Genomic DNA, 23,089 nt, shown 5'->3' with positions numbered 1-23,089 from the left:
AAATATATCAAAATCTACGGTGTCAAAAAGCCAAATAGAGGACTCCTTGTGATATTATAGTTTATTTAACTAAAACCAATCTTTGTTTTGTAGTTATAATTAACTTGTTTTTTAGGCAAGAATACAAGGTTGTATTGTGTATTATGTATTTTAACTAAGGTTGTAATTGTTTAAATTGAGGCAATGATAATTTTAACGTAGTATTATTAAAAAATTGTCAACAGGATGTATTAAGTTATCGTAAACTTGCTATATATTTGTGTGCTTTTTCGAAAGCTAAAAAACAGTATATCAACATAAGGTTGTAACTCAATAATTATGGCAACAGCAGTTAAGCCCCGAGTGGGCATGTATGAAAATGTTAAAAACCAGTTTGAGAAAGCCGCAGAGCTTATGGGACTGGATGAAAGTGTAAAGAAAATTTTATCGATCACCAATAACGAAATTGTTGTGCATTTTCCGGTAAAAATGGATAATGGGACAGTAGAGGTATTTACAGGATATCGTGTACAACACAATAATGCTTTAGGACCTTATAAAGGTGGACTAAGGTATCACCCAACGGTAGATATTGATGCTGCAAGAGCATTGGCTACTTGGATGACATGGAAAACATCGTTAGCAGGACTTCCTTACGGAGGAGGTAAAGGAGGTATTCAAATTGACCCAAAACAATACTCTCTATCTGAATTAGAAAGAATAACTAGAAGGTTTACTTATGCTCTTGGCGATAATATAGGGCCAGAGCACGATATACCTGCACCAGATGTTAATACTAATGCACAGATGATGGCATGGATAGCCGACACATATATGTCGACTAAATCACCATCAGAACGTTCTAAAAACCAACACGTAGTTACAGGGAAACCTGTAGGTTCTGGCGGGCTTGAAGGACGTGATAGAGCTACAGGTTTTGGAGTAGTGGTAACGCTTGAGTCTTGGGCTAAAGTAAAAGGAGTTACTCTTGAGGGGAAAAAATATATAGTACAAGGTTTTGGTAATGTAGGATACTGGGCTGCTCACTTTATGCACAAAAATGGTGCTATATTGGTAGGAGTACAAGATGCTACAGGAACAATATATAACCCAGAGGGTATAGATCCTGAGTCTTTATTTAGATACCAAACAGAAAATGCTACTATAACAGGATATGCAGGCAGTCAAGATTATGCATCAGATGCCTTTTTTGGTATAGAGTGCGATGTAATTATACCTGCTGCATTGGGTAACCAAATAACAGATGAAAATGCATCTAGTATTAAAGCACAGGTTATTGCCGAAGGTGCAAATGGTCCTGTAGATACTGATGGCGAAATAATATTGCTTGAAAGAGGTATTGATATGATACCAGATATATTATGTAATTCTGGAGGAGTTATTGGTAGTTACTTTGAATGGTTACAAAATCGTAATGGTGAGATATGGAGTATGGACGATGTTGTAGTTAAGTTGAGAAAAAAACTTGAAGATGCTTTTAACAAAGTTGTTACTACATCAGTACAATATCAAACCGATTGGAGAACAGCTGCCTATATCCAAGCATTAACACGTATAGAGATGGCATATAAGCAAAGAGGTATTTTCCCTTAATAGTTTAGAGTTGGCTATAAACATAATCAAAAAAGGTATCCTAATATATAGGATACCTTTTTTGATTATATTTGTTAGTACATCATACTAAACTAAAAGATTATGAAAAAAATAATTGTTCTAGTAATGTTTTTAGTAGGAGCAGTATCTTATGCTCAAGAACTACCTAATGTCCTTTCTTTGGCTGTAAAAAAAGGAGTAGCTTATACACCGCAGGTTACCGTTAATTTTTCTTTTTATAATGATAACTTTACTAAAGTGTTTGGTTACTATAATTACACATCAGATAATTTTGATTATGGTGAGCGTAATGTATATATTGGTTATAATGATAGGCTTTATTATAATGATAATCGACCATTACTTATTAATATGCAACAGGCAGGTATTGACTTAAATAATATTAATTATAATGGATGTCCTAATAGGGTTACGCTATCTCTTTTTAAATAATAAAAAAACTGCCCTCAAAAGTATCTAACTTTTTGAGGGCAGTTTTTATAATTTTTTATTGTTTTTTTATTTTCCTCCCATAAAATCATCGCTGCCTTCTCCTTGTTGGCTGCCACGTTGTTCTTTATCATTTTTCTTAGTATTAAAACGATAAGTAAACGATAGGGTTACTTGTCTTTCTCTCCATTGCATCTCGGTGTAAGAATCTACCTGAGCTAGACTAGAGTTAAGTTTTCTTTTTCTAGAGTTAAATATATCACTTACGTTAAGGCTTATGGTAGCACGTTCTTTAAGGACATCTTTACTTATAGCAGTATTAGCCGAAAATATTCCTTTATAATCACTTTGTGCATTTTTTCTTGGACCTCTATAGTCGGCGTTAAGTTGCCAATCTATTTTAAGAGGTAGGTTTACCTTAGAGTTTATACGTGTAAACCAACTATAGTTTGTGTTATCAAAGTTTTGTGTTACTACATCCCCTTGAAAGTCAGTATAAGTATAATCGCCATCTATTTCATTTCTAAAAAAGTTGAAGTTGCTATTTAATCTCCACCATCTGTATGGGGTGTAATTAATGTTAAACTCAAAACCAAAACGATATTCTTTAGCAAGGTTAATAGGAGTAGTTAGTATAACGGGTGTTCTAATATCGGCGCCATCAACAACCTCGACAACCTCATTGTTTTCGTCAATAATATCAGCTCCACCTACTGTTTGTGTTACAAAATCGCCCGATTCTCTACGTACAAACTGGAAAGAATCATTGGTAACATTAATATATGCTGAGGTACTAAATGTAATTTTATCCCATTTTTTAAGAAAACCTAAATCAAAGGCATCCGTCATAGATGGGTTAAGGTCAGGATTACCTGTAAAGATGTTTATGTTACTAGCAAGACTTGAAAAAGGGTTAATAAAACGCCCTCTAGGTCTGTTAATACGACGGCTGTAGCTTATACTAGCGCTTGTACCTTCGATAAACTCATAAGTAAGGAAAGCACTCGGGAAAAAGTTATTATATTTTTTATTGTTATAATTATCATTACTAAGTAGGTTTACTTCTATATCAGAGTCTTCCCAGCGTAATCCTAGTAAGTAGGAGAATTTCCCAAATTTAGAACCATATTGCATGTATAATGCATGTACATTTTCTTTATATTCTAATAAACTAGTGTAGTTAGGGTCTATAATCCAAGCATTGCTCTCTAGTGTTTCTGTTTTAGCATTTGTAGTAAGATCTACAAAGCTACCACGATATCCAGCCTCAAACTGGCTTCCTTCACCAAAAGGCAATACATAGTCTGCTTGTACTAAGCCTCGTTTTTCATCTTCATCATTAAGGGTTCTTTGGTAGGTGTTGTCAATATCAGGGGTTGTAGTACCTAGTACAACATCGTCTATCTGTGCTGTTTCATAATCAGTACTTTTTGCAAAAGAGCCATTTATACTAAGCTCATGCCCGTCTTCATTAAATTTCTTTACAAGGTTGGTAGAGAACTGAATGTTTTTGTCTTCTTCGTCCTCTAGGTTAAAACGATAGCGTGTTTTATCATATGTACCATCTGCAGTATAATAATCATAATAAGTGTCGGTTGGGTTATCACCGTTACTGTTTCTAAGGCTAATAGAGTTAGTCCATGTAGTACTTTTATTAAGAAATAAGTCCATACCAAAACTAGCATTATAGCCTTTACGTTTTCTTTCGTTATCTCTTTTTTCATTTACAAAGCTAGCTGTATTACCATCTTCATCAAAATATTCAGCATCGGTAAAATAATTACCTGGGCTATTTCTATAGTTATATCCTAAGTTAGAAAAAAGATTATAATTATCGCTCCTGTAGTTAAGGTTAGCACTAATGCCATGATTGTCAGGAATACCTGTACTAGCTACTATAGAACCATTAAAGCCATTGGCTTTTCCTTTTCGCAATACAATATTTATAATACCTCCGCCACCTTCAGCATCATAACGCGCAGAAGGATTGGTTATCACCTCAACCTTTTCTACAGAGTCGGCAGGTAATACACGTAAAACTTCAGCTATATTACTACCAGCAAGGCTAGATGGTCGTCCGTCTATTAATATAGTAACACTTTCGTTACCTCTAAGACTTACATTACCCTCTACATCTACGGTTACTGATGGTACATTATCTAGTACGTCGCTTACGCTACCACCTTTCACAATCATGTCTTTACCTACATTATATACTCTTTTATCGAGCTTAATATCTACAGTAGAGCGTTCGGCAACAATTTCTACTTCGTTTAGTAGTGTAGCATCAGGAGCCATTGCTGTAACACCTAGATTTATATTACTACTTACTTCTTTATTACTTATTACACTTGATTCGAATGAAATAAAATCAAACTTTATATTATATGTACCAGGTGGTACATCTATATTATATTCACCATTTACATCGGTAAGTCCACCGTTTACAGTTACATTGTCAGTTGTTTGTATGGTTACTGTTGCAAATTCAAGCGGTTGCTTTGTTTCTTGTTCTATAATTTTTCCTGTTATTTTTACTTTTCCTTGTGCAAAGGTAAAGGCAGATGACAGTACAAAAAGCAGTACAAGTACGGTATGTAATTTTTTCATGAAATATATATCGGTATAAATTTAGTCTTTAAGACTACAAAAACTGTAGCGGGTTTAAAGAGTTAATCTTAAAAGTTTGTTAAAGTATTGATTTGATATTCTCAGCAGGACGGGCTATTACAGCTTTATCGCCATTTATTACTATAGGGCGCTCTATAAGACTGGGATGTTGTACCATTGCATCAATAATAGCATCATCAGTAAGTTCTTGCCCTTTATATTGTTCTTTCCAGATGGCTTCTTTTTGCCTTACAAGGTCTATCGGGTTGATAGCTAGTTTTTTAATGAGTGTTGTAAGTTCTTGTTTGCTTAATGGTTCATTCAGGTATTTTACAACAGTAAAGGGTTTGTCTTGTAGTTCCAGTAATTGCAGTCCCTCACGAGATTTACTACACCTTGGGTTATGGTATATAGTTATCATATTTCTTTTTTTGCAAAGAAAACTATTAATAATCAAAATAGAAGTATATTAGTCCAATTCTAAGATTTAATTAACGAATGTATATAAAAAAGGCATACTCAGAGAATTTTGATTTTGTAAAATATCTACCTATACCTATAGTTTTTTTAGGACTTATTGTGTTAAACTATGCGGCGATAGCATTACTAAATATAGATGTAGAAGAGTTATTGCGCGAAGAGATTGCTAAAAAAGGAGCTAACAGGGTATTTATAGAAACTCTGTTACCTATGGCTGTGCTTTTAGGAGTATTATTACTATGGGTAAAATATGTACAAAAACAAAGTATAACGAGCCTTACAACTGCTAGGGAAGAAGTAGACTGGAAACGTATTTGGTTTTCGTTTGGGCTTTGGGGAGGTATTACAGCACTATTGATAGGTATTGCCTATGTAACAGCACCTGAAAACTTTGTACTTAACTTTAAGCCTATCCCTTTTGCCATACTAGCTGTTACCGCTATATTGATGGTGCCTTTGCAAACGAGTTTTGAAGAATACTTTTTTAGAGGCTATTTAATGCAGGGTATAGGTGTAGCTACCAGAAGCAGGTTGATACCGCTTATTATTACATCAGTACTTTTTGGTGTGATGCATATAGCAAACCCCGAAGTAGGTAAAATTGGTTATATACTATTACTCTATTATATAGGGACAGGTTTTTTATTGGGTATCATGACATTAATGGATGATGGTATAGAATTAGCACTTGGTTTTCATGCGGCAAATAATCTTATATCGGCATTATTGGTAACTTCTGATTGGACTGCTTTCCAGACAGATTCTGTATTAAAAGATATGTCTGAACCATCGGCAGGATTTGACATATTAGTCCCCCTTCTTATACTATATCCAATTCTTTTATTTATCTTTAGTAGAAAATATGGCTGGAGTGGCTGGAAAGAAAAACTTACTGGGCGTATTCGATTAACCGAAGATTAACCAAAATAATGTAACTTATGAACGAACCAAATTATCATTTTGTACATAATAGTTTTAAATTAAATGGTTTTCATCTTACTGAAAATGATTTGTGCCGAATAGCCTATAGCTTTATTAAAGAAGGACAACCTTATGAAAGAGCTGTAGGCGATTTTATATTGGATTGGTTTGATAATAACAATTTTATTACCATGCAAACCTCGGGGACAACAGGTTTGCCAAAAATGATACAGGTAGATAAACAGGCAATGGTAAACTCGGCACTTGCCACAGGGTTATTTTTTGACCTTGACCCTAAAATACAAGTATTACACTGTTTACCTACAGCTTATGTGGCTGGTAAAATGATGCTAGTAAGAGCTTTTATTTTAGGATGGGAGCTAGACTTAGTAGAGCCAACTACAAACCCTTTAGAGCGTGGAGATAAAATATACAATTTTGCTGCTATGGTACCTTTGCAAGCAGAACATTCTTTAGATAAACTGCATAGAGTAAAGAAACTGATATTAGGAGGAGCTAAGGTAAACCAATCATTATCAGAACAATTGAAGCAAGTACCTACAAAAATATATGAAACGTATGGTATGACCGAAACCATAACCCATATTGCTGCAAAAAGAGTAGGAGAGGAAGCCTTTACTGTACTGCCCAATGTAAATATAAGTCAGGATGACAGGGAATGTCTTGTAATAGATCCTTATGTACTATGCGATGAACCTGTAGTTACTAATGATATTGTTACTATAGTAAACGATGAACAGTTTATATGGATGGGCAGGTATGACAATGTTATTAATAGCGGAGGTATAAAGCTTTTCCCCGAGCAGATAGAAGAAAAACTTTCAGGGCTTATAGAAGGGCGTTACTTTGTAAAAGGTGTGCCAGATGAAAAATTAGGCGAAAAACTTGTACTGGTTGTAGAAGGCAGTACGTATGAAATTGATAAAAAAGTATTTTCGAAACTAAGTAAGTTTGAAAAGCCTAAAGAAATATTATTTATAGAGAAATTTACCGAAACACCTTCGGGTAAAGTAATACGCGATAAAAGTATGGCAGTAGCTTAAAGCTTCTCTACTTTTATATAAAACCTATTTTTAAGAGCTTCAATATCCTTGAGGCTCTTAGCTTTTACATCAATAGCCTGCCAGTTATTAGTACCATTAAGTCTTACTTCATTTTTATGAGTTATAATATCAACGGGCATAATAAAATTTTTTACATCCGTTTCCCAACGGTATTCAGGGCTACCATTATTCATACGTAATTGCAGTACAGGAATATTGGTGTAATTTAAATATTGCTCAAAAATAGGTGTAAGGTTTATACCGCTTTCTCTATTAAAAAAGGTAACTACGTTTTCACCATTTATAATTTGCTTTTTATAGGTGTTAGAGAAATTTAATAACATAGCCCACCATTTATCATCATCGTTAACAATATGGCGTATAGTGTTCAGCATTAATGCACCTTTGTAATACATATCGCTAGAGCCTTCTCTGTTAACGCCAAAAATACCAATTACAGGTTTGTCGTTCTGCACGTTCCTGCGCTGCCCGTTAATGTACTTCATGGCTTTGTCATAGCCATAACGACACTCTACATATACGGTTTCTGAATAAGTGGTAAAACCTTCATGAATCCACATATCGGCAACATCTGTACTGGTAATACTATTGCCAAACCATTCGTGTCCGCTTTCGTGTATGGTAATAAAATCAAACAGCATCCCTATACCCGAATAGGATAAATCCATACCTCTATAGCCTTTTTTATAATTGTTTCCATAAGCAACAGCACTCTGGTGTTCCATACCCAAGTACGGAGTTTCTACCAGCTTGTAACCATCTTCATAAAAAGGATATTTCCCGAATTTAGCTTCAAAACATTCTATCATTGGTTTTACCTCTTCAAAATGCTTGCGTGCTTTTTCTTCATTATCTTTTAGTATATAATAGTCTAAATCTAGTCCGTTGAGGTTATCATGTATATGAGCATAGTCAGCAATATTTACTGTAATGTCATAATTGTTTATCGGGTTTTTTACCTCCCAGTCCCAGCGGGTATAACCATTACCTAAATCCTCGCTGCCTGTAAAACGTCCATTACTTACATTCATCAATCCATTCGGTACGGCTACTTTTATAGTAGCGCCATTATCAGGTTCATCCGTTTGATGGTCTTTTACAGGATACCATAGGCTTGCTCCCGTACCTTGCACCGCAACACCTACCCATGGCTTACCCTGATTGTCTTTACTGAAAACAAATCCGCCATCCCATGGGGCATTACGAGCCACTATAGGAGTACCACTATAATAAAAACGGACTTTCTCGGTATTGCCTTTTTTTAATTCTTTAGGGAATGTTATAAAAATAGCATCATTATCTCTTTTATATACTAGCTTTTTGGTATCATAAATAATGCTATCAACCTGCATATTTTCAAATAGGTCAAGCTGAATACGTTTTGTACTTTCAATCACTTTAAAGGTTATATTGTTATACCCACTAATGTATCTTTTATCAGGATTTACAGTTATGTTGAGGTCATAGCGTTGCACATCAAAGCTGGTGCGTTCAGATCGTAAACCGCCCTGTAAACTGTCGCGCCTTGTGATGGTTTGTGCATTTACAGTAAGTGCAAATGACAGAAGCAAAAATAAAGCACCGAATATCTTCATACTATTGTAACATTTAAATAAAAAACCTGCTGAAAGAATCAGCAGGTTAATATATGAAATTTTATTTTCTTGTAATTAAACCTGTATAACACCTAGGTTAAATTTCTTTTCAATAGGAGCATGGTCGGCAGCTTCTATCCCCATAGATATCCATTTACGAGTATCTAGTGGGTCAATAATGCCATCTGTCCATAGGCGTGATGCTGCATAGTATGGCGATACCTGGTCGTCATAACGGGCTTTTATTTTATCAAAAAGTTCTTTTTCTTTAGCTTCATCTACTTTTTCGCCTTTTGCTTTTAATGATGATGCTTCTATCTGCATTAATACTTTGGCTGCCTGTGTACCACCCATTACGGCAAGTTCGGCACTTGGCCATGCAAATATTAGTCGAGGGTCGTATGCCTTACCACACATAGCATAGTTTCCTGCCCCATAGGAGTTCCCTATTACAACGGTAAACTTAGGTACTACCGAGTTACTAACGGCATTTACCATTTTAGCACCGTCTTTTATAATACCGCCGTGTTCTGACTTGGAGCCTACCATAAATCCTGTAACATCTTGTAGGAATACAAGTGGTATTTTCTTTTGGTTACAGTTGGCTATAAAGCGTGTAGACTTATCGGCACTATCAGAATAGATAACACCACCAAATTGCATTTCTCCTTTTTTAGATTTTACCACTTTACGTTGGTTGGCTACAATACCTACTGCCCAGCCATCTATACGGGCATAGCCTGTAATAATGGTTTGTCCGTAACCAGCTTTATATTCTTCAAAATCACTATTATCTACTAAGCGTTTAATGATTTCCATCATGTCATACTGCTCGTTACGCGCCTTTGGTATAATACCATATATGTCTTTTTCTTCTAGAGCAGGTTTTTCGGCTTTTATACGATTGTAACCTGCCTTGTCATAATCACCTATTTTATCTACTATGTTTTTTATAGTATCGAGAGCGTCTTTATCGTCTTTAGCTTTATAGTCGGTTACTCCTGATATTTCGCAATGTGTAGTGGCACCGCCCAAAGCTTCGTTATCGATGCTTTCGCCAATGGCTGCTTTTACAAGGTAGCTACCAGCTAAGAAAATACTTCCTGTTTTATCTACTATAAGTGCTTCATCACTCATTATAGGTAAGTATGCACCACCTGCTACACAGCTACCCATTACAGCAGCTATTTGGGTTATACCCATACTACTCATTATGGCATTGTTACGGAAAATACGCCCAAAATGCTCCTTGTCAGGGAATATTTCATCTTGCATTGGTAAGTAAACTCCTGCGCTATCTACAAGATAGATGATAGGCAGTCTGTTTTCCATAGCTATTTCCTGAGCGCGTAGGTTTTTCTTCCCTGTTATCGGGAACCATGCACCGGCTTTTACAGTAGCATCATTAGCCACTACCATACATTGTTTACCTTTAATGTAGCCTATTTTTATCACTACACCACCTGATGGGCAGCCACCGTGTTCGGCATACATACCATCGCCAACAAAAGCTCCTATCTCTATACTCTTACTGTCTTTATCTAAAAGATAATCAATACGCTCGCGGGCTGTCATTTTGCCTTGTGCGTGCAGTTTTGCTATTCTTTTTTCGCCACCACCCAGTTTTACCTGCGTTAGTCTGCGTTTCATTTCAGACACTAAAAGTTTGTTATGATCTTCGTTTTTGTTGAAGTTAATATCCATGGTATAATGCTAAGTTTTATTGATACTGTACTATTGGAGCGCTAAAATACGAAATCGTTTGATATTTGATATGATATAGTAACTGTACTTACAAAAAATATATATTGGCTTGTTGTAAAAAAAAAGAGCAACACAAGTGTTGCTCTTTTTTGATATATAATTATGTGGTTAATTAAAATCCTAAGAAAATTAAAAGGTCTCTACGTATTGCTACATTTACTGTAGAAGCCAATATTAAAGATATTATTAAACCTATAGATGCAAATAAAAAGTCTTTACCTATCATTCGCATTGCTTTTGTTTTGTGTTTTTTACCTTTTTTAAGTCGTGCAAGGTTTATGGCAATTTCACGTCCGCCTATAAGTCCTAAGAAAACCCATGTAGTACTCATAGGTACAGTACTAATAAATAGCTTGTAAATAAGTATAAGCGCATAGGTGAAATCGATAAGTGTTGCAGCTCTTATATCAGAGATACGTGCTTTTTCACTTACTACTTTCTGAATTTTATCTCCTCTAAGGTAAAATAGCAATCCAAGTCCTAAGAATATTATTAAACTAAAAGCAACAAACTGCCCTGTGCCAAGTCTACGAGGTAAGAACACTGCTATATTAGCACCATCTTGCATTACCCATACTGACCATAGTAAACCACTTACTAACCATTGACCTACTACCCACATAGGATGTATTTTTCGGCTTTTAAACTTTTTACGGATATACTCATACCCAAAGTACCATACTATTAATGATGCTATAAAGGCTATAAAGTAGCCCGATACACTTTTGCCTATCATTGATACAATACCACTCGATGAGGAGCTAAAGACACTTAGCATTAAAAATGTAGTAGATACAGGCATTCTTAATCGCGTAAGTATAAGTAGCACTAAAGGTGCCATAAGCATGAAAAACGAGAAGTTTTCTGGATGAGGAAATTTACTATTTCCGTCAGAGTCTAAAAGACGTTGATAAGTAACATCTCCATCATAAATAACCCAGCTTATGGTAACTGTTATTAAAAATAAGGATCCAACATAAATCCAGAGCAAATACCATTTTTTGTCTTTGTTACTTTCTATAAATGTTCCTAAAGACTGTATACTATCATTAGACACTGTTGCATAGGCTGCAATAAGAAAACCAATCCACATTGCTATTTGTGGTTGCCCATAAAATACTGCGCTAAGTATAAAAACAATTAATATTAAAATTAAAAAATACTTTTCATTAGAAAGTCTACCAAGTAGACTAGGGGAAGGAATTGATTTTTTTTTGTGTTTCATTTTTATTAATGGAGGTTTAAACGCACTGCAAAAGTATACTACAATGCTTTTTATACCTTAAAATCATACTTTAATTAATTGTTAAGCGATGCAAATATTGTAAAATATTCTGGTTTTTTCTATTAAGGTTCATATAAACTGCTATTTAGTGTTTTGTTAAGTAACATGAATTTACTTTTCGGCTTTATTTTTTCTTTAAACAACACTATTTAGGTAACCTTTAGTTTAATATTATTTAACCATTTGATAACATTGCATAGTTACCTTTGCCACCATAAAATAACGTAAATGTCTATAAATAACATATTTCAATTTCTTGTTCCGAAAGACAAGAAATTTTTCCCATTATTTGAGCAAGCAACCCAAAATTTAGTGTTACTGGCAGAGAAAATGCACGAAGCAGTAAACACACCAAAAGAAGATAGAGAAGCGTTTTTGATGGAGATAGAACGTCTTGAAAGCGTAATAGAAGGCATTGCTCATCAAACTAATCTTGAGCTTAGTCGTAATTTTATAACTCCTTTTGATAGAGAAGATATACATGCACTTATATCGGCTATAGATAACGTGGCAGATTATATGTATGGTGCAGCAAACAGGATGCGTTTGTATCAGGTAGAAAAAATTACCAAGTCAATAAGAAAAATGACAGAGATAAATCTTGAAGCATGTCAACTTATTCAACTTGCTGTTGCCGACTTAAAAGGTATGAATAACCTAAAGGGGATAGCTGATATATGTAAGCGAATATATAAGCTAGAAAGTAAATCGGATAATGTATTTGATAAAGCAGTAGCTGATATTTTTGAAAATGAAACAGATGCTATAAATGTCATTAAATATAAAGAAGTGCTTGCAGCCCTTGAAACAGCAACCGATAAATGTAAGGGTGTAGCCAATGTTTTAGAGTCTATAGCTGTAAAGCATTCATAAAAACCACTTTTCAACCCGTTATTCATGACGTTACTTATAATAATTATATTTTTAGCCCTTGCTTTCGATTTCATTAATGGTTTTCATGATGCGGCTAACTCTATAGCGACTATAGTTGCCACAAAAGTACTTACTCCTTTTCAGGCAGTACTTTGGGCTGCTTTTTTTAATTTCTTGGCTTACTTTATTTCGCGATATTGGATAGGTGAGTTTAAGATTGGTAATACCATTGCAAAAACTGTTAGTGAAGATTTTATAACGCTCGAAGTTATTTTAGCAGGTATTATAGCCGCTATTACATGGAATCTTCTTACTTGGAAACTAGGTATTCCATCTTCATCCTCACATACACTTATAGGTGGTTTTATGGGAGCAGCATTAGCACATGCTTTTACTGTTGATGGAGCTGACTTGAACACTGTAGTAAATTATGCTAAAGTAATACCTATTATACTGTTTATATTTATGGCGCCATTAATAGGTATGATAGTCGCCTATTTTATAACAGTATTGATATTAAATATCTGCCGAAAGGCGAACCCGTCTAAAGCTGACAAATGGTTTAAAAGATTACAACTAGTATCATCAGCACTGTTTAGCCTTGGGCATGGTGCTAACGATGCACAAAAGGTTATGGGGATTATTGGAGCTGCTGTTATATATTATCATACACAAATAGACCCAATGGTAGAATATAAAACTGCTGCCGACCCGTTTAAATATTTTGTAGAACATTGGGGGTGGGTACCGTTTACCAGTTTTGCAATGATCGCGCTAGGTACTATGAGTGGCGGTTGGAAGATTGTAAAAACTATGGGTACTAAAATTACCAAAGTAACATCTTTAGAGGGGGTTGCTGCCGAAACAGCAGGGGCTATCACGCTATATACTGCCGAGCATTTTGGTATTCCTGTATCTACTACACATACTATTACTGGTTCTATAATAGGAGTTGGTATTACTAAAAGGGTATCTGCTGTACGTTGGGGGGTAACCATTAGCCTGCTTTGGGCATGGATACTAACCATACCAGTATCGGCAATAATTGCAGCACTACTGTACTATATAATATCTCTTTTCTAGATAAAGTTTTACTTCACATAAATTAAGCTTCCCGATATATCATCGGGAAGTTTTTGTTTATAGATACTATAATTGCTATTTGTTTAACTACTTGTTTGTTTTTTTGTTAAAATATCATTTTTAGCTTTCTAAAAAAGTAATATTATTATAATTAAACGCAAGGTTGACCGATTTGTGCTATTGATTGACCGATTTATGCTATTCTATAACGTTGTAGCTAACTAAATTTGAATAAACAAACAAGTTAAAGACAATAATTATGAGTAATTTAGTTAAAAGACCGGAGTTTAAAGATAAGTATGATAATTTCATTGGAGGTAAATTTGTGCCCCCTGTAAAAGGAGAATATTTTGATAATGTATCGCCAATAGATGGTAAGGTATTTGCCAAGGCAGCTCGTTCTACTAAAGAAGATATAGATTTAGCACTAGATGCTGCGCATAAGGCTTTTGAAACATGGGGAAAAGCATCGGCAGCTTATAGAAGTAATGTTTTAAATAAAATTGCAGATGTAATAGAAGCCAACTTAGATTATCTTGCAGCAGTAGAAACTATAGATAATGGTAAAGCAGTAAGAGAAACTCTTGCAGCCGATTTACCTTTATGCATAGACCACTTTCGTTATTTTGCAGGAGTAATTCGTGCCGATGAAGGTACTATCTCTGAGCATGACGAAAATACTGTAAGTATAGCATTGCATGAACCTATTGGGGTTGTAGGACAAATTATCCCTTGGAACTTCCCGTTACTTATGGCTACCTGGAAAATAGCACCTGCCATTGCTGCTGGTAACTGTACCATAGTAAAAGCAGCCGAGCAAACGCCTGTGTCTATTATGATACTTATGGACTTAATAAAAGATGTAGTTCCTGCGGGTGTAATTAACGTAGTAAACGGCTTTGGTATAGAAGCAGGTAAACCACTAGCAACATCACCTAGAATTGCTAAAGTATCTTTTACAGGAGAGACAACTACAGGTCGCTTAATTATGCAATATGCTGCCGAAAATATCATACCATCTACAATGGAACTTGGTGGTAAATCGCCAAATATTTTCTTTAAATCGGTAGCAGATGCAGATGATGACTTTTTTGATAAAGCTGTTGAAGGTGCGGTAATGTTTGCGCTTAATCAAGGAGAAGTTTGTACTTGTCCATCACGAATTTTAGTGCATGAAGATATCTATGATAAATTCATGGAGCGTGTTGTAGCCCGTACCGAAGCTATAAAAATTGGAAACCCATTAGATTCCACTGTAGCAATGGGCGCACAGGCAAGTAATGACCAATATGAAAAAATACAATCGTACCTAAAAATAGGAAAAGAAGAAGGTGCAGAGTTGCTAACAGGTGGCGATGTCAATAAATTAGAAGGCGAACTTGGCGGAGGTTATTATATTCAGCCAACTATTTTTAAAGGACATAACAAAATGAGAATATTTCAGGAAGAAATATTTGGTCCTGTAGTATGTGTAACCACTTTTAAAACAGTAGAAGAAGCTATAGAGATAGCTAATGATACACTTTATGGTTTAGGAGCAGGGGTATGGACACGCGACGCTCATGAGCTATACCAGGTGCCACGCGCTATACAAGCAGGTAGGGTATGGGTAAATAATTATCATGCTTATCCTGCACATGCACCGTTTGGAGGATATAAAAAATCTGGTTTTGGTAGAGAGAATCATAAAATGATGTTAGAACATTACAGACAGACTAAAAACATGCTAATATCATATGATAAAAAGAAATTAGGCTTCTTCTAATATATTTTGTCTGACAAAGCTGTCCTGAAAGGGACAGCTTATTTTTTTATATCTTTAATACAATCTAAATCAATAAATTATGTTACCTAAAACGATGAAAGCTGCGGTAATTCGCGAATTTGGCAAACCATTACAAATAGAAGAAGTAGCAGTAAAGAGACCTGGTAAAAACCAAATATTAGTAAAAGTTATAGCTAGTGGTGTGTGTCATACCGATTTGCATGCTGTAGAGGGCGATTGGCCAGTAAAGCCTAAAATGCCACTTATACCAGGGCACGAAGGTGTGGGTTATGTAGTAGCTGTAGGACCAGATGTTAATAATGTAAAGGAGGGCGATGCTGTGGGTGTACCTTGGTTATACAGTACTTGTGGTTGTTGCGACTATTGTATAACAGGTTGGGAAACGTTATGTGAAACGCAAGAAAACGGTGGCTATAGTGTAGATGGCGGTTTTGCCGAATATGTAATTGCTGATGCACGCTATGTAGGGCATTTACCTTCAAACGTTAACTTTCTAGAAATGGCACCTATACTTTGTGCAGGAGTTACGGTATATAAAGGACTTAAAGAAACTGAAACCAAACCGGGCGAATGGGTTGCTATTTCTGGCATAGGTGGGTTAGGTCATGTGGCGGTACAGTATGCTAAGGCTATGGGTATGCATGTAGCTGCTATTGACGTAGCTGATGATAAACTAGACTTAGCTAAAAGACTCGGCGCAGACTTGGTAGTAAACGCCAAAGAACAAAATCCAGGCGAGTATCTTAAAAAAGAAACTGGAGGTATGCATGGTGCTCTGGTTACTGCTGTTTCACCAATTGCATTTAAACAAGGACTTGAAACATTAAGGCGAAAAGGTACTATGGCATTAAACGGTTTGCCTCCGGGTAATTTTGATCTGTCTATATTCGATACCGTGCTAAATCGTATAACTATTAGAGGTTCTATTGTAGGAACGCGAAAAGACCTTCAGGAAGCAATACAATTTGCTGTTGAAGGTAAGGTAAAAGCTAATGTTACTGCTGCTAAACTAGACGATATAAATGATGTGTTTGATAAAATGAAAAAAGGACAAATAGATGGGCGTATGGTGTTACAAATAGCAGATAAGTAAAAACACTATTTAAATAATACAGCCGTTGGTTTCAACTTGTGATATACTGAGACCTGCGGCTTTTTTTAAATTTTTAATACTAAAAAATAATAGATGTATAAAAGAGTAGATGTAACAGATAAAGCAATAGAACTAATAAACGAACTTAAAGAAAGACATGGTGAGTTAATGTTTCATCAAAGTGGTGGATGTTGCGACGGGTCGCAACCCATGTGCTTTTCGAAAGGAGAATTTAAAATAGGAGATAGCGATGTATGTTTAGGAGATGTAGAAGGATGTGAATTTTGGATGAGTCGCGACCAGTTTGAATATTGGAAACACACGCACTTAACTTTAAATGCTACTCAGGGCAGGGGAGCAAGTTTTTCGTTAGAGATACCTACAGGCAAAAGATTTATAATAGAATCGCGACTTTTTACTGAGGTAGAACAGGATAACTTAGAGCCTTTACGATTTAAAGAGAATTAAAATATTTATTAAAAATTTTTTATGTCTGAATTTTCAAGCCATTTAGGTGTGTTAAATGTTTTAGCGTGAGGGTGTTGTTGGAAAATATGACGAAGGATTCTCATTGAGTTGTAGCCTTTTTTAACTAGATCAATACGCTTTTGGGTATAATTTTTGTCATATTTATTTTCTATTATCTTATGTGCAGGGCTTTGACGTTCTTTTCTTATATCTTTAAAAATCTTAAAAAGATTCTTTAAATCATTATCGTTACTTGATTTAAATTGACTTGAAATCCATTCTTCAAAAAGCCTGATTGTTCCTTTAGGTTTTCTCTCAACAATTCCGTTTCCTAATTCTTCTAAATCAAACAACTCAACTTTATTTTTAAAAAAATCTTTATTTAGATTTTCAGACATCATTTTGTCTAAAAGCAACACAAAATCAGAATAATTTTTAGATGTAGGGCTTAAAAAATATGTAAACTCTCGCAGACGTTTTTCTTCATTAAATTTTTTTAATAATAATGGTTTACTAAATATAAACTGACTTAAGTCATAAAGGCAGTTTAGTTCACCAATAAAACCATTAAAAATTGAGTATGAAGTATTCCAATTACCTAAAACTATATTGTCATGATATTCCTTGAGTACCTTACAAGCACCTCCTATTTCTTTAGTTTTCCAATATGTTTGATGATCAGGTGTTAAGTCTTTTAAATACCTTAAATAAACAGCTATTATTCTGTCATTATTCGTGCCAAATGCTAATCCAAATGTATTTAAAAAAATTTGATCTTCCTCTCTTAAATGAGGGGTGTCTTGTTCATCATGAGTATGAATTATGCTACCAGAATAATCTTCAAATTTGAAGTCATATCTCGGGTCAGTAATGTAACGATCCAAAACATCCATTTCAAAAAATACAGGTTCTAAATGAGGCTCTGCTAAAGCCAATCTTTTTGAGTACTCCGCCCTTTCAAAATCCTTTAAATCCCTATTTTTAACTAAATACTCTTTTGAGGGATATAAGCATATTGGAAATTCAGTATTTTCACTTTCAATGGTAAAATCTCCAAATTTTGAATAAGAAATTTCGATTAATTTTGCATCTTCTAGAATCTGAATTTGTATGTTTTGTGGATAATGTTGAAACCCAATTATATTCGGGTTTGTACTTGACTGTATAGATACTTTATCTTCATTCACTAATTCTTTTATAGTTTCGATGGAGCTTATGTAATCAATATTTAAGTTTTTAGAAATTTTCCTTAAAGGAATTCCATTGAAATCATTAGAGTCTATGAAAAAATTATAGACTATATCTAATATATTTTTTTTCAAAGCTTAGTTGTTGATGTTAAGTATTTGATATTGCTTTGGTGTAATACCTTCGTGTTTTTTAAATATCCTGATAAAATAATTACAATCATCAAACCCAGCAAGAAAACATACTTCGTTTACCTGCATACTTGGGTTTTTTAATAGTTGTTTCGCTTGTTTTATTTTTTCATTTAAAATAAACTCTATGGGACTCATACCCAACTCTCTTTTAAAATACCTGTAAAAGGATGTAGTACTCATACAGGCTTTATTACTGAGTTCTTTTAGTGTAATAGTACGGGTTATATTTTTCCTGATATATTCAGCAATATAATGTATAGGACTATCAGTTACCATATCTTTTTCTTGATCTATAGCAATTACAGTTTGGGTTTGAATAATACGTACAATAAGTTCCTGTAAAGCTAAGTCGGCTAAAGCATCTTTAGTTACCGATGTGCTCATGCATTCACGTATGAGTTTATTTATAGTAGCGGCAAGCTCCGTGTTATTATAAAAGAAATAATTATCATGATTTAGTTTCCAATCTATACCTTCCTCTTTTGGGTATCGCTCATTTAAAAAATGTAGTGTTTCACTTATTTTATTATTATCTATAGCTAAGGCTAGGCATTGCGTAGGGTTTTTAGAAGATGCCTCAGGGAAATCTATTTTCATCTCTACATTTGAGGGTACAACTACCGTCTCTCCTGGTAAGTATTCAAAAGCGGGATCGTCAAAAAGGTGCATTACTTTTTTGCCACGCAGCATACTGGTTACGACTAAATCATTAAACTTTAAGGGAACTAATAATGATTCCTGGTAGGTTTCAAATAGGTTTAGTTCACAGTTGTCTAAAGAGTATACAGTACGGTTCTCAACAAGTGTTTTTAATGATTTTTCTCGAGATAATGCAGGAGTATGCAATAACGCCTTATTATGGTTCATAATAGTAACTTAATTAGGGTATTAAGTTAACAATTATTAACCTCTTAAAGAAATTTTGAGACGTAATTTATAAAGAACTAGGATAGGTAGCAAGCCTTACCCTAGTATTCATGATGCATTATAGCCTCATCCTTTTTATAAGCTATAGGTAATGATATGATAAACGAAGTACCTTTATCTTTACCATCACTTATTGCGCTTATAGTACCGTTGTGCAACTCTATAAAGGATTTTGATATTGATAGTCCTAGTCCGCTTGAAGTTTCTTTTCCAGTAGGCTTAGAGCTAAGTTTTGCAAACTTGGTAAATAATTTTTTCATATCATCGTCATCAAGTCCTTGCCCTTCATCGCGAACTTCTATTTCTACTACTTCATCAATTTTTCGAGCCATTATACTAATAGTAGCTCCTTTGTATGAATATTTTATGGCATTACTTACTAAATTGTGCATCACATCAGATATTTTAGCCTTATCAGCATTAATAGTAGGCAGATTGCATTCGCAATTTAGTTCTATTGATTGTCTTTTTCTACTAGCAAGTAACTCGAAGTTATTCAGTGTTTTAGTAAATACTTCATTTAGATCTACTGGTTCTATAGCTAGTATTACGTCACTGTTTTCTTCTTCTTCAGATTGTTTTAAAAGATCGGCAAGTTTACTTTGTATTCTAGAAACAGACGATTTTATCATTGTCGTCATTTTATCTTTCTTACTAATATCTTTAATAAGTATATCATTTGCTAAGTTTATAGAAGCAAGCGGATTTTTAATTTCATGTAACGCAATATTCATTAAGTTTATTTGCGACTTAATACCTTTATTATAGCGTAGCTTATTTTCTAGTTTATCGATTATGATTCTAGATAAAGTCTTTAACATTCCCAATTGTTCTTCTGTAGTTTCTCTTGGTATAGAGTCTACTACGCATATAGTACCCATATTATGTCCTTCAGGCGACTTTAAAGGTGCGCCTGCATAAAAACGTATACCTCCTTTTTCACTAACATAGGGGGTTTCCATTAAATGCGGATGTTTGTAAGTGTCATTAAACACGGTAACTTTATCGTGTAATATGGCAAGGCTGCAAAGACTATGTTTGCGGTCTACTTCGTTAAACGGAAGACTGCTTAGGTTTGATTTAAAAAACACCCTTTCTTCATCTACAAATGAGATAAAGGCATTAGGAACACCAAATATTTGCGATGCTAGCAAAGCAATATTATCGAAAGTGTCTTCGGAGTGCGTGTCTAGTATTTGATACTCACGCAGCTTTTCAAGTCGTCGAGACTCGGTTTCCGGAATAAAATTTAGTGTGCCTAAAATCATTTAGTTTAGAGATAGATTTTTTAGTGAGATACTATGTTTAGTAAACCTTGTACCAAAATACAATATTTTTTAACATTAAAAACATTTATGTTAAAAAGAACACCCTAAAAACATTGTCTAAAAAAATTATAATTGCTTTTAGGATGTCTACTGTATTTAAGTTTAATAGTATATAAAAGTTTTATTCTTCTTCTTTTTGCCCCATCATCATGAGGTATGCTTTTAGGAATTCGTCAATGTTTCCATTCATGATACCCTCTACATCGCTGCTTTCGTGGTGCGATCGTACATCTTTAACTAATTTATAAGGATGCATGACATAGTTACGAATTTGAGAACCCCATTCAATTTTCATTTTTCCTGCTTCTATTTCATCGCGTACTGCTTGTCGCTTTTTAAGCTCAATTTCATACAATTGCGATTTTAAAAGCTGCATTGCTTTTGTTTTATTATCTAGCTGTGAACGTGTTTCGGAGTTTTCGATAATAATACCCGTAGGGTGGTGGCGCAGCCTTACAGCTGTTTCTACTTTATTAACGTTTTGCCCACCAGCACCGCTAGATCTCATGGTTTCCCATGTAATGTCTGACGGGTTTATTTCAATTTCGATAGTATCATCTGCTAATGGATATACATATACTGATGCAAATGAGGTATGACGTTTTGCATTACTATCAAAAGGAGAGATACGCACCAAACGATGTACACCGTTTTCTCCTTTGAGGTACCCAAAAGAGTAATCGCCCTCAAACTCAAGTGTTACCGTTTTTATACCAGCAACCTCACCTGCCTGATAGTTAAGCTCTTTTATTTTATAGCCTTCTTTTTCGCCCCACATCATATACATACGCATAAGCATTGCAGCCCAGTCACAACTCTCTGTACCACCAGCACCCGCTGTTATTTGTACTACAGCACTCAGACTATCGCCTTCGTCAGATAGCATATTTTTAAACTCAAGAGCTTCTAGGTGAGTAATAGTTTGTTGGTATTGGTTATCAAGTTCTTCCTCGGTGGCGTCACCTTCACGAAAAAACTCGTACATAACTTGTAGCTCTTCGCCTAATGCGTTAGCTTTTTCATAATCGTCTACCCATTTTTTCTTAGAACGTAGTTCTCTTACAAGGCGTTCTGCTTCTTTAGTATTGTTCCAAAAATCGGGAGCAAAAGTTTTTTCTTCTTCGTTGGTAATTTCTATTAACTTCCTGTCGATGTCAAAGATACCTCCTCAGCGCACCAAGGCGCTCCATAATACCTTTAATTTGTTCGGTATTTGTCATAAATAATGTAGTTTTGTGGTTGCAAAAGTAAGCTATACTTTCGATACTATGGAAATAAATTTAGTAAGTGATACTGTAACCAAACCCAGCCATGAAATGCTACAGCAAATGTTTCGTGCAAAAGTGGGCGATGATGTTTATAAACAAGACCCTACAGTAAATGAGCTTGAAGAGGCTATTGCTGATTTGTTTGGTATGGAGGCTGCTTTATTCTTTCCGTCGGGCACTATGGCAAATCAAGTTGCTATAAAGTTACATACTAATCCTGGCGATCAATTAATTTGCGACAAATGGGCACACGTTTATAATTACGAAGGCGGCGGAGCTTCTTTTAATAGCGGAGTATCATGTTGCTTGCTTGATGGCGATAGGGGCATGATAACTGCTGAGCAAGTAGAAGTTGCTATAAACCCACCTGATTTTTACCATAGCCCGCTTACTAGTTTAGTATGTATTGAGAATACTACTAATAAAGGCGGTGGCGCTTGTTATGATATAGAAACACTTGCTGCTATAAAAGAGGTGTGTAGTAAGCATAACCTTGGCTATCATTTAGATGGTGCGCGACTTTGGAATGCATTAGTAGCCAAAAAACAACACCCTAAACAATTTGGAGAATTGTTCGATACTATATCGGTTTGTCTTTCTAAAGGGCTAGGTGCTCCTGTAGGTTCAGTGCTTATAGGTGATAAAGAAACAATGCATAGGGCTTTGCGCATCCGTAAAATACTGGGTGGCGGTATGCGTCAAGCAGGATATCTTGCAGCAGCAGGTTTATATGCACTACAACACAATGTAGGTAGGCTAGAAACCGACCATAAGAGAGCTAAACAACTAGGCGAAGTATTGCAGCAATGCGAATGGGTAGAAAAAGTAGAACCTGTAGAAACAAACGTGCTAATATTTTCTGTTAAATCACAGTATAGCGAAGCGGTTGTTATAGAAAAATTAAAACAAAAGAGCATCTTTATAAGCGGTATGGGTAAAGGCAAATTGCGTATTGTTACCCACCTAGATTATAAAGAGGTAATGCACCAATATGTAATGGAATCGTTGAGTAAACTCTCTTTTTAGATAATAGACATAAGCCATTAGCCAATAGTAGAAAGCACAACTGTCATTGCGAGGAGGCACGACGAAGCAATC

General features: G+C 35.0%; 19 protein-coding genes. 10 read left to right on the top strand and 9 right to left on the bottom strand.

The window, feature by feature from the left end; translation table 11 throughout:
- Positions 1-318 precede the first annotated feature (318 nt).
- Both DVK85_RS11645 and DVK85_RS11640 read left to right on the top strand, forming a co-directional pair.
- Complete coding sequence (locus DVK85_RS11645) at positions 319-1,593, top strand: Glu/Leu/Phe/Val family dehydrogenase (RefSeq protein ID WP_114678605.1); 1,275 nt, start codon at positions 319-321, stop codon at positions 1,591-1,593.
- A gap of 102 nt (positions 1,594-1,695) precedes the next feature.
- Positions 1,696-2,046 carry a hypothetical protein gene (locus DVK85_RS11640; RefSeq protein WP_114678604.1) on the top strand — a complete coding sequence of 117 codons (351 nt, stop codon included), beginning with the start codon at positions 1,696-1,698 and terminating at the stop codon, positions 2,044-2,046.
- A 66-nt stretch (positions 2,047-2,112) separates the two neighbouring features.
- On the opposite strand, the gene DVK85_RS11635 is transcribed toward DVK85_RS11640, so the two are convergent.
- Both DVK85_RS11635 and arsC read right to left on the bottom strand, forming a co-directional pair.
- Positions 2,113-4,653 (bottom strand): TonB-dependent receptor domain-containing protein, encoded by a 2,541-nt coding sequence (locus DVK85_RS11635; protein WP_114678603.1) that lies wholly within the window; start codon positions 4,651-4,653, stop codon positions 2,113-2,115.
- Between the two features lie 79 nt (positions 4,654-4,732).
- Complete coding sequence (arsC, locus tag DVK85_RS11630) at positions 4,733-5,074, bottom strand: arsenate reductase (glutaredoxin) (protein WP_114678602.1); 342 nt, start codon at positions 5,072-5,074, stop codon at positions 4,733-4,735.
- Between the two features lie 77 nt (positions 5,075-5,151).
- Here arsC and DVK85_RS11625 point away from each other — a divergent pair, with 77 nt between their 5' ends.
- Complete coding sequence (locus DVK85_RS11625) at positions 5,152-6,054, top strand: CPBP family intramembrane glutamic endopeptidase (RefSeq protein WP_114678601.1); 903 nt, start codon at positions 5,152-5,154, stop codon at positions 6,052-6,054.
- Positions 6,055-6,071: 17 nt separating this feature from the next.
- Positions 6,072-7,118 (top strand): AMP-binding protein, encoded by a 1,047-nt coding sequence (locus tag DVK85_RS11620; RefSeq protein ID WP_114678600.1) that lies wholly within the window; start codon positions 6,072-6,074, stop codon positions 7,116-7,118.
- Here DVK85_RS11620 and DVK85_RS11615 read toward each other — a convergent pair.
- From DVK85_RS11615 to DVK85_RS11605, 3 genes are all read right to left on the bottom strand, one after another.
- On the bottom strand, positions 7,115-8,734 hold the full coding sequence (locus DVK85_RS11615) for a M1 family metallopeptidase (protein WP_114678599.1): 1,620 nt from the start codon (positions 8,732-8,734) through the stop codon (positions 7,115-7,117). The genes DVK85_RS11620 and DVK85_RS11615 overlap by 4 nt on opposite strands.
- Before the next feature lie 75 nt (positions 8,735-8,809).
- The gene (locus DVK85_RS11610) at positions 8,810-10,438 is read right to left on the bottom strand and encodes an acyl-CoA carboxylase subunit beta (RefSeq protein WP_114678598.1); all 1,629 of its coding nucleotides are present in this window, start codon (positions 10,436-10,438) and stop codon (positions 8,810-8,812) included.
- 172 nt (positions 10,439-10,610) lie between these two features.
- Positions 10,611-11,723: an SLC13 family permease gene (locus tag DVK85_RS11605; protein ID WP_114678597.1), complete on the bottom strand. Its 1,113-nt coding sequence runs from the start codon at positions 11,721-11,723 to the stop codon at positions 10,611-10,613.
- A gap of 288 nt (positions 11,724-12,011) precedes the next feature.
- Between DVK85_RS11605 and DVK85_RS11600 the strand changes: the two genes are divergently transcribed.
- The 5 genes from DVK85_RS11600 (at position 12,012) to DVK85_RS11580 (ending at position 17,086) form a co-directional block, all read left to right on the top strand.
- Positions 12,012-12,656, top strand: coding sequence for a DUF47 domain-containing protein (locus tag DVK85_RS11600; RefSeq protein WP_114678596.1), 645 nt, complete (start codon positions 12,012-12,014; stop codon positions 12,654-12,656).
- Positions 12,657-12,680: 24 nt separating this feature from the next.
- Positions 12,681-13,739, top strand: coding sequence for an inorganic phosphate transporter (locus DVK85_RS11595; protein WP_114678595.1), 1,059 nt, complete (start codon positions 12,681-12,683; stop codon positions 13,737-13,739).
- Between the two features lie 259 nt (positions 13,740-13,998).
- A complete protein-coding gene (locus DVK85_RS11590) occupies positions 13,999-15,504 on the top strand; it encodes an aldehyde dehydrogenase family protein (protein ID WP_114678594.1) in 1,506 nt (501 codons plus the stop codon).
- A 79-nt stretch (positions 15,505-15,583) separates the two neighbouring features.
- Complete coding sequence (gene adhP, locus DVK85_RS11585; RefSeq protein WP_114678593.1) at positions 15,584-16,618, top strand: alcohol dehydrogenase AdhP; 1,035 nt, start codon at positions 15,584-15,586, stop codon at positions 16,616-16,618.
- A 93-nt stretch (positions 16,619-16,711) separates the two neighbouring features.
- Complete coding sequence (locus DVK85_RS11580) at positions 16,712-17,086, top strand: DUF779 domain-containing protein (RefSeq protein ID WP_114678592.1); 375 nt, start codon at positions 16,712-16,714, stop codon at positions 17,084-17,086.
- A gap of 8 nt (positions 17,087-17,094) precedes the next feature.
- Here the strand turns inward: DVK85_RS11580 and DVK85_RS11575 are convergent, their stop codons facing one another.
- The 4 genes from DVK85_RS11575 to prfB all read right to left on the bottom strand — a co-directional run bounded on the left by DVK85_RS11575 (position 17,095) and on the right by prfB (position 21,943).
- The gene (locus DVK85_RS11575) at positions 17,095-18,408 is read right to left on the bottom strand and encodes a hypothetical protein (RefSeq protein ID WP_114678591.1); all 1,314 of its coding nucleotides are present in this window, start codon (positions 18,406-18,408) and stop codon (positions 17,095-17,097) included.
- Positions 18,409-18,411: 3 nt separating this feature from the next.
- A complete protein-coding gene (locus DVK85_RS11570) occupies positions 18,412-19,335 on the bottom strand; it encodes an AraC family transcriptional regulator (RefSeq protein WP_114678590.1) in 924 nt (307 codons plus the stop codon).
- Between the two features lie 101 nt (positions 19,336-19,436).
- Positions 19,437-20,663 (bottom strand): GAF domain-containing sensor histidine kinase, encoded by a 1,227-nt coding sequence (locus DVK85_RS11565; RefSeq protein ID WP_114678589.1) that lies wholly within the window; start codon positions 20,661-20,663, stop codon positions 19,437-19,439.
- A 181-nt stretch (positions 20,664-20,844) separates the two neighbouring features.
- A protein-coding gene (gene prfB, locus DVK85_RS11560; RefSeq protein ID WP_114678588.1) for a peptide chain release factor 2 occupies positions 20,845-21,943 on the bottom strand; the annotation gives its coding sequence in 2 pieces (ribosomal slippage) (positions 20,845-21,879 and positions 21,881-21,943; 1,098 coding nt in all).
- Positions 21,944-21,991: 48 nt separating this feature from the next.
- Here prfB and DVK85_RS11555 point away from each other — a divergent pair.
- The gene (locus tag DVK85_RS11555) at positions 21,992-23,017 is read left to right on the top strand and encodes a threonine aldolase family protein (protein ID WP_114679056.1); all 1,026 of its coding nucleotides are present in this window, start codon (positions 21,992-21,994) and stop codon (positions 23,015-23,017) included.
- Positions 23,018-23,089 lie beyond the last annotated feature (72 nt).

Origin of the sequence: Flavobacterium arcticum, assembly GCF_003344925.1 — a bacterium.
Taxonomy (GTDB): domain Bacteria; phylum Bacteroidota; class Bacteroidia; order Flavobacteriales; family Flavobacteriaceae; genus Flavobacterium; species Flavobacterium arcticum.
This window is presented reverse-complemented; position numbering and strand designations above follow the sequence as displayed.